The sequence below is a fragment of the Pseudohongiella sp. genome (genome assembly GCF_011050365.1).
Taxonomy (GTDB): Bacteria; Pseudomonadota; Gammaproteobacteria; order Pseudomonadales; family Pseudohongiellaceae; genus Pseudohongiella.
On the sequence record NZ_DRFV01000006.1, the window covers coordinates 125,345 to 140,609 of the forward strand.

Below are 15,265 nucleotides of genomic sequence, written 5' to 3' on the forward strand. Positions count from 1 at the left end.
GTCTATCATTCGTAAGTAAGTGCGGTAGCTTTGCCGGAGAAAATTCGGTATACAAAAAATGTATAGGCGATGATTGCCGGCAGCACAATTGCGGTACCCCAAAAAGTAAACAGCAATGATTTTGTGCTGGAAGCTGATTCCCATATGGTCATCTGGCCGATGATGATGTCCGGCAAAATGCTGTAGGCCAGGCCCAGTGCCGCCAGTACACACAATAGGATCAGGCCGGCGTAAAGCAGCCACTCCCGGCCCGAGCGTAAGGTCTTTTGATCAGACAGTAGCCACAGTAAACCGGCGAAAGTTGCCATGCTTAGCAGTGGAATCGGCAGCAGCCTGAGGCCTTCGGGGAAGCTGAACCATTTGTCTGCGATCGTCTCGCTGATCAGAGGTGTCGCAAGCGATACCAGCAATAACGCGGCGCCCATGGGCAGAATTGATTTTTTTGCCCAGCCCAGTGCCTTGTCAAAAAGTTCGTCTTCAGTTTTTATCAGTAACCACGCTGATCCCAGCAGGATGTAAAGTGCCGGCAGTGTTACCGCAATCAGCACCGAAAACAGATAACTGATACCGGATTGGCCCAGGCCGGTGATATAGGTTCCGAGCATCCACCCTTGTGATACCGCAGTTATAAGTGATCCGATAGCAAAGATAGCGTTCCACATGTCTTTTCTATGTGCGATAGCCTTGGCGCGAAAATCAAACGCAATACCGCGCAGGATCAATCCCATCAGCATCAAGGTCACGGGAATGTACATCGCAGTCAGAATTTGTCCGTGTGCCTGCGGGAAGGCGATCAGCAGAATCCCGATGCCCAGTACGATCCAGGTTTCGTTGGCATCCCAGAACGGACCGATGGCGGCGATCATGATGTCTTTTTCGCTGTCCTCGGCGAACGGCAGCAATATCCCGATACCGAGATCGTAGCCATCAAGCACCACATAGATTAAGAGTGCCAAACCCATGGCGCCGGCAAAAAACAAAGGTAACCAGAAGTCGAGATCCATGTGCTTATGCTCCTTTGGCCGGTTGTTGGTGTGTTGCTTGTCCCGGCACCTGATCCATGGCCAGCAATGATGCTGCCGGCTTTGTGGCCATGTAGCGCAAGGTAGCGATGTACGACACCAGAATGAATACGTACAGTGCCATGTAGCCGGTGAATGTGCTCAGCATGATGCCGCTGGAGTGGTCAGCAACTACCTCGGCACTGGTCAGCAGGCCATGAACAATCCATGGCTGGCGTCCGATTTCGGTGACGTACCAGCCGGCAAGGACTGCAACCCAGCCGGAGAAAGTCATCCACGAGGCGGCGTTCAACAGCCAGGTACTGGGTTTCTGTTTGCGCTTGAACAGCTCCCAGCCGGCCCACCAGGAAACCAGTATCATCAACATGCCAATGCCTACCATGACGCGGAAGGACCAGAATACGATGGCGACCGGCGGATGTTCGCCCTCGAACTCGTTCAGACCACGAACCTCGCCATTTATGTCATGCGTCAGTATCCAGCTTGCGGCGTAAGGTATTTCCAGCGCAAACCGGGTGGTGCGAGTGTCTTCATCCGGAAAGCCGAATACTGTAAATGGCACGCCGCGTTCGGTTTCCCAGACGCCCTCAATGGCGGCAATCTTGGCAGGCTGGTGTGCCAGTGTGTTGAGGCCATGCAGGTCGCCAATCACAACCTGCAAGGGGGCAAAAATCATGGCCATAACCGCCATGGCCTTGAAAATTTTAGCGGTACCCGGGCCGTCGACCTTTTGTTTCATGCGCCAGGCGCTGACACCCATGACAAGAAAGGCGGCTGTTAACATGGTGGCTGTCATCATATGGGCGAGGCGATAGGGGAAGGACGGGTTAAAGATAACTGCAGTCCAGCTGTCGACGTAAAAAACACCGTTTTCAATCGTGTACCCGGTCGGTGTCTGCATCCAGGAATTCAGACTCAGAATCCAGAATGCTGACAGGGAGGTGCCGACAGCGACCAGCGCGCATGCCAACAGGTGCACTTTATTGGAAACCCGGTTCTTGCCAAACAGCATCACGCCCAGGAAAGTCGCCTCCAGAAAAAAGGCGGTCAGGACTTCATAACCCAGCAGGGGTCCGGATATATTACCGGTTCTTTCCATAAACCCTGGCCAATTGGTGCCGAACTGAAAGCTCATGGTGATGCCGGACACCACACCGATAGCAAACGACAGGGCAAAAATCTTGACCCAAAAATGATAGGCGTGCTCCCAGTGTTTGTCGCCGCTTGTTGTGAAGCGCAGGCGAAAGAATAGCAGAATCCAGGCCAGCCCCATCGTGATTGAAGGGAACAGGATATGGAAACTGATATTGGCGGCAAACTGTGCCCGGGCCAGAATATACGGATCGATGTCAGGCATGCTGCGTTCCTGTCAGGCGCGATAAGTGGATGGTTGTCATGGATACTATGCTAACTCTCGCAACAGTAAAGGTGTCTGTGTCAATTGTATGGTTAGTGGGGTCATTGCAGTTGGCGTGCCAGACTTGTCCGGCACCAGTTTTGGTGCGGTAACGTTATGTTTATAAACGTTTAAATAGGCGTTCGGAAGCGAAAAAAATAGCGTGAGAGCCCAGTGAGTTATCATGGGTCTGCCATATATGGCAAAAACCTTGTCAATTATGGCAATTACTGGCGGGCGATTTCCCGCACTGGCTGACAGGCGGGCTTGTAATGTGAGTTACACCAGTAGTGTGCGCTCTACCACCACTGCGGTATTGCGCGGAACGATGGCATTGCCCTGAGCTTGCAGATGGACCTTGGTGAAGGCCGCTCCGAACAGCAATATCAGGGACGAATAATAAACCCACATAAGTATCAGTACGACTGCGCCGGCGGCGCCATAGGTTGAGGCCGGCGCGGTGTACGCCAGGTACGCGGCAATGCCATAACGGCCCAGCGAGAACAGCAGGGCGGTTATCATGCCGCCCAGAATAACCTGGCGCCACTTCAGTACCACGTCGGGCAAGACTTTGAAAATAGTGGCAAACAGCAAGGTGACAACAACAAACGACAGCACCATTTCCGCACCGCTGATAAGCATCTCTACGGCGGGGACAAAACGGGCGGTAAAATCCAGGCTCGCCCTCAGGGCGACGCCAAGTACCAGCGACACCAGCAATACGAAACCAATGGCAAGAACCACCATTAACGAGAAGAAACGCTTCCTGATAAACAGTAAAAAACTGTTGCGACTCGGCTTGGGGCGCACGCCCCAAAGCGTGTTGAGCGAATATTGCATCTGGGCGAAGACGGTGGTTGCACCGATCATCAGGGCAAAAACTCCAGCCAGTGCCGGGAAAATGCCGCTGTTGTCGATTCGCGAATTGGTCACAGCTTCCTCGACGACGGAGGCCGCTTCGGCCCCCATGACGTCCTGGAACTGAGCAACGATCTGACCCTGGGCGGCCTGCTCACCGAGTACCAGACCAATGACGGCCACCGCAATGATGACGGTGGGTGCCAATGAAAAAAGTGTGTAAAACGCTAACGAACCCGCGTGATTAAACGCGTTGCACTCAACCCAGAGTTTTACCGAGTCACGGACGACCTGCCACCCGTATCTCAATTTATTCAAAACAGCCCCCAATGGTTGATGTGCTTTGTTGATTGCGCCGCTGGTCAATCATCTGCTGATTGCCAGCGGCGAATCGACGAGTGCCGACTCTCTGACGAGTCCGATCAGGGGACGCGGGCGGCGCGTACTTCGATTTCTATCAGCCAGCCACCAACAACAAGGTCTTTGATTTCAACAAAGGAGCGTACTGGTTTCATCGGATTCTCGTCAGTGCCGAAAAATTCACGATAGGCGGTATTGAAACCATCGAAATCCAGTGCGCCATCGTCACCGGCCACGGCAAAGGCGCGGACCTGAATAATGTCGGACATGGACCAGCCTTCGGCTTCCAGTTTTGCCTTGAAACCGTTGAATGTGTCACGGGTCTGCTGTTCCATGTCGCCCCAGGTGCCATCTTCCTGCTGGGAGGCGCCGGCACCGCTAAGGTACATAAATTCAGCATTGGCGGGCACGCGAATGGTTGTGTAAAAGTGACGACCTTCGCCTTTGCGCTCGATTTCCTGAGCCCCTGCAATGGGTGCAGTGACGGCGAGCATGCTGCCAACAACCAGCGCAACGGGCGCAAAAATACACTTCTTCAATGATTTCATTTTTGATTTTCCTGTACTTTGTTGAGATGTTACGAACACCCCAAGTCTGGCTAATTGTGCCGACAAAATCAAGCACTTAAGCATTCTATCAAGGCCTGCTCAAAGTATCTCACGGTGCACTTCAAGAATGGGAGCGTCAATCTTCTGGGCGATAGCTTTTTCGACCTGATCAAGTCTGGCAGTCAATTGTTGTGAGGTGCCGCCGATGGCGACAATGCTCCAGGTGGCACTGTCCAGCGCCTCATAGTCGCCGGTTTCGGCCACTGCCAGGTCGGTTTCCTTGCCCCAGATCATGCGCATGGCATTAAACGCTTTGCGTTTGGCCTTCAGGTCGCTGACACCGTAGAGCTGAAATTGCAGCGTGACCACACCGATATGGGGAGTGATGGAGGCGGGCGCGGTTGCCCGCTCCGCCAGCAGCTTGCGAAACAGATCAGACATGAAAACCCCTTGTACTATTTGCCCTTGAAATTACCCGGACGTCGCTCAGCCACTGAGGCCACACCCTCTTTGAAGTCTTCAGTCAAACGCTGCCAGTCCTGTTCGCTGGCTTCGTGATCAGTGACCGCGTGCAACATCTCGGTCAGGCCCTGGCGCATGGTAGCGCGCACCGAAACGACGGCCAGAGGCGCATTGCCGGCAATTTCCTGCGCCAACGCGATGGCTTCGGCACGGACCTGATCGGCACTGGTGAGGATATCGGCCAGGCCCCATTCATAAGCCTGTTCGCCTTTGATGCGGCGGCCGGTATAGAACATCAATGCTGCCTTTTGCTGCCCGATGATGGCGGGCAGGGTGTGCGTCAGACCAAAGCCGGGGTGAAAACCAAGCTTGCTGAAATTGGCACCGAAGCTGGCGTCAGGGCAGGTGACCCTGAAGTCCGGCACCAGGGCCAGACCCAGACCGCCGCCTATTGCTGCGCCCTGAATGGCCCCTACCACAGGCTTCTTGTTGCTGAATAACCTGACTGCCGCCACATACAGAGGGTTGCGACCCTTGCCGTCAGATTGCTCCAGAACGGAGGGGCCGGAGGAGAAATTGGCGCCGGCACAAAAGGCCTTGCCCTGTGCCGCCAGTACCAGTGCGCGACAATCGGTTTCCGCATCCATGGCATCAAAGGCGTCGGCCAGATCTTCAATCAGCGCAACGTCAAAAAAATTGTAGGGCGGGCGCTGTATTTCAACGATCGCGACGTGGTTTTTCAGCGTGACATTAATGTCGCCAAATTGCATGTGTTTGTCCCTTTTGGTTTGCGAAAACGGTTTTGCGGTACAGCGGGTGTGATTGTTCAGGTTCCCTCAACGACTCGATTGCATACTGATAGAGAGGTAAAGCCGGCGTCAAGCGCGAAGTTTGCCGGGCCCGCGCCGCGGTCAGGAGAATGTCACTGAATACAGGTGTCGCTGTGTCGACATTCATTGTATTGTTGACAATGTTCCCCTTATCGCACAATATTGCCGCGAAATACGGCAGTTTATGTGCTTTAACCAAAAGGATTATCTACAATTGCCTGTCTCCGAACTTCGTAACAATGGCCAGACCCTGTCTGATGGCGCCTTTGAACGTATCCAGAATGCCATTGTCAAAGGGGATATTGCTCCGGGTACGCGCCTGAGCGAGCAATACCTCAGTACCACCTTTGGTATCGGCCGCGGTCCGTTGCGAGAGGCAATCAGGCGCCTGGAAGGTCGTCGGCTGGTGGTGCGCATACCGCACGCCGGCATACGGGTGGCCTCGCTTAGCTACGAAGAGCTGATTGAGCTGTATTATGTGCGCGAGGCTCTGGAGGGCATGGCCTGCCGCCTGGCGGCGCAGAACATGACCGAAGATGAGATCGCCGGCATGCGCGATGTGCTGGCCATGCACGAAAGTCACAGTGGGTTGAAACACAATGAATCCTATTACCAGCAGGAAGGTGATCTGGATATTCACTATCTGATTATTCAGGGCAGTAAAAACAGCACGCTCAGCGATATGTTGTGCGGCGACCTTTACCATTTGTTGCGCATGTACCGCTATCGTTACTCGGCAACCCCGAAACGGCCACAACAGGCGTTTGCCGAACATCACCGAATCATAGAAGCCATCGCTGATCGCGATGGTGAATTGGCAGAGCTGCTGATGCGTCGTCATATCAGTGCGTCGCGCCGCAATATTGAACGTCGTTTGCTGGCGCAGGCAGATGACAACCCGTCCCAGGAGGAGTGAGCGTATGAACAAGACACCAGGCCAGCGTTTCCGTGATGCCGTGGCTGAAGAACATCCCTTGCAGGTGATTGGCGCCATCAATGCCAATCATGCGTTGTTGGCCAAGCGCGCTGGCTTCAAGGCAATTTATCTGTCCGGCGGCGGGGTGGCAGCCGGTTCCCTGGGGCTGCCTGATCTGGGTATTACCGGGCTGGACGATGTGTTGACTGATGTGCGGCGCATCACCGACGTCTGTGATCTGCCTTTGCTGGTTGATGTTGACACCGGATTTGGCGCCAGTGCGTTTAACGTGGCGCGCACGGTGAAGTCCATGATCAAGTCCGGCGCTGCCGCCATGCATATTGAAGATCAGGTCGGCGCCAAGCGTTGTGGTCATCGCCCCAACAAGGAGATCGTGACACAACAGGAAATGGTCGACCGGATCAAGGCGGCGGTGGATGCGCGCACCGATGACAGTTTTGTGGTGATGGCCCGCACCGATGCGCTCGCCGTCGAAGGCCTGGATGCGGCACTTGAGCGTGCCGAGGCCTGTATCGAAGCTGGCGCGGACATGATTTTCCCGGAAGCGATTACCGAGCTGTCCATGTACAAACAGTTTACCGACCGCCTCAAGGTGCCGGTACTGGCCAATATTACCGAGTTTGGTTCGACGCCGCTGTACACCACGGAGGAACTGGCCTCGGTAGATGTATCGCTGGTGCTGTATCCGTTGTCGGCCTTCCGCGCCATGAACAAGGCGGCGGAAGCTGTGTATGATGCCATTCGCCGCGATGGCACCCAGCAGAATGTCATCGACTTGATGCAGACCCGCTCGGAACTTTACGATCGCATTGACTATCATGTGTATGAAGAAAGACTTGATGCGCTATTTGCGAAACAGAAAAAATCCTGACAACGATTTTGCGCAGTCGCAAATGACATAAAAACAGTATCAACAAGGAGAGCACTTATGGCTGAAGCTAAAGTATTGAGTGGCGCAGGTTTGCGCGGACAGATTGCGGGCAAAACAGCCTTGTCGACGGTGGGCATATCCGGCTCCGGCCTGACCTATCGCGGTTACGATATCCAGGACCTGGCTGACAATTGCGAATTTGAAGAAGTGGCACACCTGATTCTCAAGGGGCATTTGCCAACCAGAGCCGAACTGCTCGAATACAAATCCAGACTCAAAAGTCTGCGGGGTTTGCCCAACGCACTGAAAGAGGTGCTGGAACGGATCCCAAAATCAGCGCACCCGATGGATGTGATGCGCACCGGTTCCTCTGTACTGGGTAACCTGGAAACCGAAGAAAACTTCAAACAGCAAGGGGCTGCGGCCGATCGCTTGCTGGCGATTTTTCCGTCCATCATCTGTTACTGGTATCGCTACAGTCATGACGGTGTGCGTATCAACGAAAATACCGATGATGACTCTGTGGGTGGTCACTTTCTGCATATGTTGCGCGGCGAAAAGCCCAAGGCCTTGCATGCCGCCACCATGAATGTGTCGCTGATCCTGTACGCGGAACACGAATTCAACGCCTCCACATTCACTGCCCGGGTGTGTGCGTCGACATTGTCGGACATGCACAGCTGTGTCACCGGTGCCATTGGTACTTTGCGCGGGCCACTGCACGGCGGCGCCAACGAGGCAGCGATGGACATGATTGAAGGATTCAATGATCCCGACCATGCTGAGCAGGAGATGCTGGGCATGCTGGAGCGCAAGGAAAAAATCATGGGCTTTGGCCACGCGATCTATAAAGAGTCGGATCCCCGTAATGCCATTATCAAATCCTGGTCGGAAAAACTGGCTGACGATGTGGGTGACACCACCTTGTATCCGGTGTCGGTGCGCTGCGAGGAAGTGATGTGGCGAGAGAAGAAACTGTTCTGCAACGCGGATTTTTTCCACGCGTCTGCGTATCACTTCATGGATATTCCGACCAAACTGTTTACGCCCATTTTTGTCATGAGCCGACTCACCGGTTGGGCTGCTCACGTCATGGAGCAGCGTGCCGACAATCGCATCATTCGTCCCAGTGCGGAGTACACCGGCCCCGAACCTCGCACCGTCAAACCAATCGACCAACGCTAACAGGGTAGGTACGTCATGAACACCAGATATCGCAAATCACTGCCAGGCACCCAACTCGATTTTTTCGATACGCGGGAAGCCGTCGACGCCATTCAGTCCGGTGCCTACGACGCGCTGCCATATACCTCGCGCGTGCTGGCAGAGAATCTGGTGCGACGCTGCGCCCCGGCTATGTTGACTGCTTCACTTGAACAGTTGATCGAACGCAAAAGCGATCTGGATTTTCCGTGGTTTCCTGCCCGCGTGGTATGTCACGACATTCTGGGGCAAACGGCACTGGTTGACCTGGCCGGATTGCGTGATGCCATCGCCGAGCAGGGCGGTGACCCGGCCAAGGTCAATCCGGTGGTGCCGACGCAATTGATTGTGGATCATTCGCTGGCGGTTGAGCATGCCGGTTTTGACAAGGATGCCTTTGACAAAAACCGCTCGATCGAGGATCGCCGCAACGACGATCGCTTTCATTTCATCAACTGGACAAAAACGGCTTTCGAGAATGTCGATGTGATCCCACCGGGCAATGGCATCATGCATCAGATCAATCTCGAGAAAATGTCACCGGTGGTGCAGGTGCGTGATGGTGTTGCCTTTGCCGATACCTGTGTTGGCACTGACAGTCACACGCCGATGGTAGACGCACTGGGGGTGATTTCAGTCGGTGTCGGCGGCCTGGAAGCCGAAAGTGTCATGCTGGGGCGTGCCTCCTGGATGCGGCTGCCCGATGTGGTCGGGGTCGAGCTGAGTGGGAAGCTGCAACCGGGTATTACCAGCACGGATATGGTGCTGGCACTGACCGAGTTCCTGCGCCGCGAAAAAGTTGTGGGTGCATACCTCGAGTTCTATGGTGAAGGCGCCGCCAGTCTCAGTGTCGGGGATCGCGCCACCATCTCCAACATGACGCCCGAATACGGGGCCACGGCGGCCATGTTTTATATTGATGAGCAGACCATAGATTATCTCAAGCTGACCGGACGTGATGACGATCAGGTTGCGCTGGTCGAAACATTTGCCAGACATACCGGACTTTGGGCCGACAGTCTGGCAACAGCCAAATACGAGAGAATCCTGCGCTTTGATCTTGCGACAGTAGCACGTACGCTGGCGGGCCCGTCAAATCCGCACGCCTTGTTACCAACTTCGCAACTGGCCGCGCGCGGCATCAGTGGCAAAGTCGACAACGAAGCTGGCCTGATGCCCGATGGCGCGGTCATTATTGCCGCCATCACCAGCTGCACCAATACCAGTAATCCGCGCAATATGATTGCGGCCGGGTTGATCGCACGTAATGCCAACAGGATTGGCCTGCAACGCAAACCCTGGGTAAAAACGTCGCTGGCACCGGGTTCAAAAACCGTGAAGATGTATCTGGAGGAAGCCGGCCTGCTGACCGAGCTGGAGCAACAGGGCTTCGGTGTAGTCGGATTTGCCTGCACGACCTGCAACGGCATGAGCGGTGCGCTGGATCCGGTCATTCAGAAAGAAGTTGTAGAGAGGGATCTGTACGCCACTGCCGTATTGTCGGGTAACCGCAACTTTGACGGCCGTATCCATCCTTACGCCAAACAGGCTTTCCTGGCATCACCACCGTTGGTGGTGGCGTATGCGATTGCCGGTACCATCCGTTTTGATATTGAAAAGGACGCTCTGGGGACGGACCAGGACGGCAACCCGGTGACATTAAAAGACATCTGGCCCAGTGACGAAGAAATTGATGCCATCGTCAAGCGCAGTGTGAAGCCGCAGCAATATCGCGATGTGTACATTCCGATGTTCGACATCACCCGGGATGCCGAGAACACAACCGAGCCGCTGTATGACTGGCGCCCGCAAAGTACTTACATTCGCCGGCCGCCTTATTGGGAAGGGGCCCTGGCAGGTGAGCGGCCATTACGCGATATGCGTCCGCTGGCAGTGCTGGGAGACAACATCACCACCGATCACCTGTCTCCGTCCAACGCCATCATGATGGACAGTGCCGCAGGCGAGTACCTGCATAAAATGGGTGTGCCCGAGGAAGACTTCAACTCCTATGCCACCCATCGCGGTGATCACCTGACCGCTCAGCGTGCCACCTTTGCCAACCCGAAACTGATCAATGAGATGGCCATTGTTGATGGCAAGATCAAACAGGGTTCGCTGGCCAGAATTGAGCCGGAGGGTGACGTCACCCGCATGTGGGAAGCCATTGAAACCTACATGGTTCGCAAGCAGCCTTTGATCATTATCGCCGGCGCTGACTACGGGCAGGGTTCGTCACGTGACTGGGCAGCCAAGGGTGTCCGTCTGGCCGGTGTGGAAGCCATTGTGGCCGAAGGTTTTGAACGGATACACCGAACCAACCTGATTGGTATGGGAGTACTGCCCCTGGAGTTTGCTGCAGGCACGACCCGCAAGACCCTGGAAATCGATGGTACAGAGGTTTTTGATGTGACCGGGGAACGTCAGCCGGGGGCGCAGATGATGCTGGTCATCAAACGCCGTAACGGACAACGCATAGAGGTGCCGGTCAAGTGTCGACTCGACAGCAATGAGGAAGCGTCGATTTATGAAGCCGGTGGCGTGCTGCAACGTTTTGCCCAGGATTTTCTGGAGTCGGAGCTGGCACCGGGAGCAACAGCATGAACTACCCTGCACAGATCAAGGTACCGGCTACCTATATTCGTGGCGGTACCAGCAAGGGTGTGTTTTTTCTGCTCGATGAGCTGCCGGCGGCGGCCAGGGTGGCCGGTGAGGTGCGCGACAAGCTGTTACTTCGCGTCATTGGCAGCCCGGATCCCTACGGCAAACATACCGATGGCATGGGCGGCGCAACCTCGAGTACCAGCAAGACCGTGATCGTGAGCAGAAGCAGCCGGGCAGATCACGATGTTGACTATCTGTTTGGCCAGGTCGCCATAGACAAGGCCTTTGTTGACTGGAGTGGCAACTGCGGCAACCTGTCATCGGCGGTCGGCGGTTTTGCTATCAGCAAAGGTTTGTTGGATGCATCGCGTATTCCGCACAATGGGTTTTGCACGGTCCGCATCTGGCAGGCGAATATCGGCAAGACCATTATTGCCCATGTGCCGATCACCGACGGTGAAGTGCAGGAGACCGGCGATTTCGAGCTCGACGGGGTGACCTTTGCGGCGGCAGAAGTACAATTGGAGTTCATCGACCCGGCCGATGATGGTGAGGACGGTGGCGCCATGTTTCCCACCGGCAATCAGGTAGATGAACTGGACGTGCCGGGCGTTGGTAAAATAAAAGCGACTTTTATCAATGCCGGTATTCCGACAATTTTTGTTAATGCCAGCGAGATCGGCTACACCGGTTCTGAACTGCAGGCTGTCATCAACGACAGCAGCGCGGCACTGGCCATGTTTGAAAGCATTCGCAGTCATGGCGCAGTCAAAATGGGATTGATACGCGATGTCAGTGAAGCGGCCAGCCGCCAGCACACACCCAAAGTGGCATTTTTGGCGCCACCGGTTGATTATCTCGCATCAAGTGGCAAGACGATTGCGGCCGGGGATGTCGATTTGCTGGTCCGTGCCATGTCCATGGGCAAACTGCATCACGCCATGATGGGCACCGCTGCAGTCGCCATCGGGGCTGCAGCGGCCGTGCCGGGTACGCTGGTCAATCTCGCGGCGGGCGGTGGCAAGCGCACCGAGGTTGTTTTTGGGCATCCGTCGGGCACATTGCGGGTCGGCGCGGAAGCGACTCAAATCGATGATGAATGGGTTGTCAAAAAGGCGATCATGAGTCGGAGTGCGCGTGTGCTCATGGAAGGTTGGGTGAGGGTGCCGGTTGGCTGATCAACCGGCAATGCTGTCTGTTATTCGGCTCCCACCGCCATTGTCAATCGGATGAGGTCAGAATCTGCTGCGCTGCCTGCAAGTGCTCGGCGGCTTCATGCCCCAGAGTGGTCAGGAAGCCGCCGTCTTCGTGTTCCACCAGCTCCTTCTGATACAGGCGTTTAGCCGCTGCGATCACCTCAGCATCAGCATTGCTGTGAATCTTCAGACCGACACGGGCGCTGCTCAGATCGAATTTGAGCAGTAGTTCCATTTCTTCCACCAGTTCTTTGTTGAGCTGCATACTATCTCCCCATGCGCCGTAGTTTTATCTGAGTGTGACACGAAAATGCACCGAAAGGGAAAGATTTGGCAGCGGGTTATTTTGCAACGAATTGTAGCCAGCTATGGGTGATCCCGGAATCCCTCGCTATAGTCCGATAAACCCCTACCGCCCACAACGAGCATGGGGATAAAAAGAAGAGAAAAATATGCCTATTCTTGCCCGGTTTTCACTTGGCCGACGACGTATCATGGTGATACTGATCGCTGTTTTCGCCCTGTCCCCCTGCATTATTGTTCAAGCTCAGGATTCTGCACCACGCCTGGCCCGGTTCAGCGAAAGCGATGCCGGGATAACCCTGGACGGTCGACTGGATGAAGATATATGGCAACGCGTGCCCGCCATTGATGGTATGCGGGTCATTCAGCCCGATACGCTGGCAGCATCGACTCTGCGCACGGACACCCATATCTTCTACACCGAGCGGGGGGTTTACGTTGGTGTCATGAACCATCAAGACCCTGACACTCTGGTCGCACGCATGACCTCACGCGATACCCGGCTGGAGCGTGACGGTTTTGTTATCAATATTGACCCCTCTGGTGAAGGGTTGTATGGCTACATGATGCGGGTCAATCTTGGCGGTTCCAAGACCGATGCCACAATCCTGCCCGAACGCCAGATCAATGTGCAATGGGATGGTTCCTGGGATGCAGAAACCAGCCCGGTAGATGGTGGCTGGGTTGCTGAGTTTTTTATCCCCTGGACCATGATGGCGCTGCCCAATGTCCCGGGTGAAACACGACGCATCGGCATCTACACAGAGCGCCAGGTTGGCCACCTGAATGAAACCTGGTCATTTCCGCCGCTGCCGAGCACCGTCAACGAATTTATCTCCGCTTTTCACAAGATGGAAATCGATGCCATTGAACCCAGCGCTCAGTTGACCTGGTATCCTTATTTGTCGGCGACTCACGACGGCATTCGTGATGAATCAGAGTTGCGTACCGGCCTGGAAGTGTTCTGGCGACCGACCACCAATACGCAGTTCTCTGCTACCCTGAACCCGGATTTCGGCAACGTCGAGTCGGACGATATTGACGTCAATCTCACTGCGTTTGAAACGTTTTTTCCGGAGAAAAGAGCGTTCTTTCTGGAAGGGCAGGATGTTTTTAACACCTCTCCGCGGAACCAGAGTGCGCGTGGCCCGGGTGGGCCCACCACATTGTTGAACACCCGTCGTATTGGCAGCGCGGCCTTGTTTGACGTACCCAGTGGCGTCAACACCATCGCTACCGATGTCAGTCAACCCACCGATCTGCTGGGCGCGGCCAAATTTACCGGCCAAAATGGCAATTGGCGTTACGGCACCTTGCTTGCGTCGGAAGACGACAGTGAGATCCGGGGCGTTGCGCTTGATGGCACACGGGTGAAAGTTCAGGCAGAAGGTCGCGACTTCGGCGTTGGCCGGCTATTGTACGAAGATACCACCGGTGGCGGCCGTCGTTCCATCGGCTGGATGGGCACCTCGGTGTCACATTCAAATGTGGATGCCGTGGTCAATGGCGTGGACATGCATTACTTTTCCGCCGATGCGCGCTGGGTGTTTGATGGCCAGGCAGTGGCCAGTGATGTCAATGGTGTCAGCGGGCAGGGTGCCTTTGCCGATATCATCTTTCAGCCCATTCGCGGGCGCCAGCACCGGGTGGCTGCCGGCTATCATGATGATACGCTCGATCTTAATACGCTGGGTTTTCTTACCCGCAATGATCTGATGCACCTGGATTACAATTACACGCGCAATGAATCCAACATTGAGGGGTTGCGCTCCCGCAGTACCAGTATTTTCAATTTTAACCAGTGGAACAGCAACGGTGATTTTGTTCGCCAGGGTATCTTTGCGGCACGCAATTATACCTTCCTTAACAATCACTCACTGATGGCCAGCGCGCGCTACTATCACCGTCGTGTCGACGACAGGCTCGGCCGCGGGAGCGGTGATTATTATGTGCCGGGGCGCTGGCAGTTCGTATTTGGCTGGGATACCGACCCGTCGCAAAAGCTGGTCTATAATTTTAATCTGGATGCCAATTCGGAAGATCTCGGTGAACGCAACACAACAACCAGAGCGGGCGTTACCTACCGACCGGTAGATAACTTCTCATTACTGGCCCAGGTAGCGTACACCGACCGTGAAGGGTTGCTGGTCTATCGTGGCAATGGCCGTTACACCAGCTATGAAGCGACCCAATGGTCGCCCGAACTGACGTTGAACTATTTCATCAACGCGCGGCAACAGATACGCTTTGGTATGCAGTGGACCGGGCTGAAAGCGTTTGAAAACAAGTTCCTGCAAGTCAATCCGAATCGTATCGAAGAGCTGCGGGAAGTAGCCAAGCCAAACGCTACCAGTGATAATTTCAGCATCAGCAGGATGACATTCCAGGCACGTTATCGCTGGGAAATCGCGCCGCTGTCTGATCTGTTTGTTGTTTATACCCGCGGTGGCAACTTGCCGGGCAACACCTTTGATGATTACACTGGACTTCTGCAGGAAGCGTGGACAGAGCCGGTGGTGGATACCCTTGTTATCAAGCTGCGTTATCGACTCGGGTCCTGACCTGTTACGGATACCAGACCCAAAACAATAACGAGTGAGTCCTTAATCATGATCGTCACGGTACCCCGATTGCTAAAAACTCTCGTTACTGGCCTGACAGTCGCAACGATGGGC

Annotated in this window: 13 protein-coding genes; 6 read left to right on the forward strand and 7 right to left on the reverse strand. The window is 54.9% G+C overall.

What is annotated here, in order from left to right; genetic code table 11:
• Positions 1-5 precede the first annotated feature (5 nt).
• The 6 genes from ENH71_RS04740 to ENH71_RS04765 form a co-directional block, all read right to left on the reverse strand.
• Complete coding sequence (locus ENH71_RS04740; RefSeq protein ID WP_294130481.1) at positions 6-1,004, reverse strand: cytochrome d ubiquinol oxidase subunit II; 999 nt, start codon at positions 1,002-1,004, stop codon at positions 6-8.
• A gap of 4 nt (positions 1,005-1,008) precedes the next feature.
• Positions 1,009-2,379 carry a cytochrome ubiquinol oxidase subunit I gene (locus ENH71_RS04745; protein ID WP_294130480.1) on the reverse strand — a complete coding sequence of 457 codons (1,371 nt, stop codon included), beginning with the start codon at positions 2,377-2,379 and terminating at the stop codon, positions 1,009-1,011.
• A gap of 318 nt (positions 2,380-2,697) precedes the next feature.
• Positions 2,698-3,594: a YihY/virulence factor BrkB family protein gene (locus ENH71_RS04750; RefSeq protein ID WP_294130479.1), complete on the reverse strand. Its 897-nt coding sequence runs from the start codon at positions 3,592-3,594 to the stop codon at positions 2,698-2,700.
• A gap of 104 nt (positions 3,595-3,698) precedes the next feature.
• The gene (locus tag ENH71_RS04755; protein ID WP_294130478.1) at positions 3,699-4,184 is read right to left on the reverse strand and encodes a Rid family hydrolase; all 486 of its coding nucleotides are present in this window, start codon (positions 4,182-4,184) and stop codon (positions 3,699-3,701) included.
• Between the two features lie 99 nt (positions 4,185-4,283).
• Positions 4,284-4,625: a DUF503 domain-containing protein gene (locus ENH71_RS04760; RefSeq protein ID WP_294130476.1), complete on the reverse strand. Its 342-nt coding sequence runs from the start codon at positions 4,623-4,625 to the stop codon at positions 4,284-4,286.
• Positions 4,626-4,639: 14 nt separating this feature from the next.
• Entirely contained in the window at positions 4,640-5,416 is a 777-nt protein-coding gene (locus ENH71_RS04765; protein ID WP_294130474.1) for an enoyl-CoA hydratase/isomerase family protein, read from the reverse strand.
• A gap of 244 nt (positions 5,417-5,660) precedes the next feature.
• Here ENH71_RS04765 and ENH71_RS04770 point away from each other — a divergent pair, with 244 nt between their 5' ends.
• Genes ENH71_RS04770 through prpF form a run of 5 tightly spaced genes read left to right on the forward strand, consistent with a single transcriptional unit; the run spans position 5,661 to position 12,269 of the window.
• Complete coding sequence (locus ENH71_RS04770) at positions 5,661-6,392, forward strand: GntR family transcriptional regulator (RefSeq protein ID WP_294130471.1); 732 nt, start codon at positions 5,661-5,663, stop codon at positions 6,390-6,392.
• Positions 6,393-6,396: 4 nt separating this feature from the next.
• Positions 6,397-7,284: a methylisocitrate lyase gene (prpB, locus tag ENH71_RS04775; RefSeq protein WP_294130468.1), complete on the forward strand. Its 888-nt coding sequence runs from the start codon at positions 6,397-6,399 to the stop codon at positions 7,282-7,284.
• A 57-nt stretch (positions 7,285-7,341) separates the two neighbouring features.
• The gene (prpC, locus tag ENH71_RS04780) at positions 7,342-8,469 is read left to right on the forward strand and encodes a bifunctional 2-methylcitrate synthase/citrate synthase (protein WP_294130466.1); all 1,128 of its coding nucleotides are present in this window, start codon (positions 7,342-7,344) and stop codon (positions 8,467-8,469) included.
• A 15-nt stretch (positions 8,470-8,484) separates the two neighbouring features.
• Positions 8,485-11,091 (forward strand): Fe/S-dependent 2-methylisocitrate dehydratase AcnD, encoded by a 2,607-nt coding sequence (acnD, locus tag ENH71_RS04785; protein ID WP_294130463.1) that lies wholly within the window; start codon positions 8,485-8,487, stop codon positions 11,089-11,091.
• Positions 11,088-12,269, forward strand: a complete 1,182-nt coding sequence (prpF, locus tag ENH71_RS04790; RefSeq protein ID WP_294130460.1) for a 2-methylaconitate cis-trans isomerase PrpF — start codon at positions 11,088-11,090, stop codon at positions 12,267-12,269. The genes acnD and prpF overlap by 4 nt, the downstream gene beginning before the upstream one ends.
• A gap of 43 nt (positions 12,270-12,312) precedes the next feature.
• Here prpF and ENH71_RS04795 read toward each other — a convergent pair whose 3' ends face one another.
• Positions 12,313-12,552 (reverse strand): TIGR02647 family protein, encoded by a 240-nt coding sequence (locus ENH71_RS04795; RefSeq protein ID WP_294130455.1) that lies wholly within the window; start codon positions 12,550-12,552, stop codon positions 12,313-12,315.
• 187 nt (positions 12,553-12,739) lie between these two features.
• On the opposite strand from ENH71_RS04795, the gene ENH71_RS04800 reads away from it, so the two are divergent.
• Complete coding sequence (locus ENH71_RS04800; protein WP_294130453.1) at positions 12,740-15,151, forward strand: DUF5916 domain-containing protein; 2,412 nt, start codon at positions 12,740-12,742, stop codon at positions 15,149-15,151.
• Positions 15,152-15,265: the final 114 nt, after the last annotated feature.

Bases quoted from the DNA above. Each gene is read 5' to 3' on its own strand.
- ENH71_RS04740 (WP_294130481.1), bottom strand. From the start codon at position 1,004: ATGGATCTCGACTTCTGGTTACCTTTGTTTTTTGCCGGCGCCATGGGT.
- ENH71_RS04745 (WP_294130480.1), bottom strand. From the start codon at position 2,379: ATGCCTGACATCGATCCGTATATTCTGGCCCGGGCACAGTTTGCCGCC.
- ENH71_RS04755 (WP_294130478.1), bottom strand. From the start codon at position 4,184: ATGAAATCATTGAAGAAGTGTATTTTTGCGCCCGTTGCGCTGGTTGTT.
- ENH71_RS04760 (WP_294130476.1), bottom strand. From the start codon at position 4,625: ATGTCTGATCTGTTTCGCAAGCTGCTGGCGGAGCGGGCAACCGCGCCC.
- ENH71_RS04765 (WP_294130474.1), bottom strand. From the start codon at position 5,416: ATGCAATTTGGCGACATTAATGTCACGCTGAAAAACCACGTCGCGATC.
- ENH71_RS04770 (WP_294130471.1), top strand. From the start codon at position 5,661: ATGTGCTTTAACCAAAAGGATTATCTACAATTGCCTGTCTCCGAACTT.
- prpB (WP_294130468.1), top strand. From the start codon at position 6,397: ATGAACAAGACACCAGGCCAGCGTTTCCGTGATGCCGTGGCTGAAGAA.
- prpC (WP_294130466.1), top strand. From the start codon at position 7,342: ATGGCTGAAGCTAAAGTATTGAGTGGCGCAGGTTTGCGCGGACAGATT.
- acnD (WP_294130463.1), top strand. From the start codon at position 8,485: ATGAACACCAGATATCGCAAATCACTGCCAGGCACCCAACTCGATTTT.
- prpF (WP_294130460.1), top strand. From the start codon at position 11,088: ATGAACTACCCTGCACAGATCAAGGTACCGGCTACCTATATTCGTGGC.
- ENH71_RS04795 (WP_294130455.1), bottom strand. From the start codon at position 12,552: ATGCAGCTCAACAAAGAACTGGTGGAAGAAATGGAACTACTGCTCAAA.
- ENH71_RS04800 (WP_294130453.1), top strand. From the start codon at position 12,740: ATGCCTATTCTTGCCCGGTTTTCACTTGGCCGACGACGTATCATGGTG.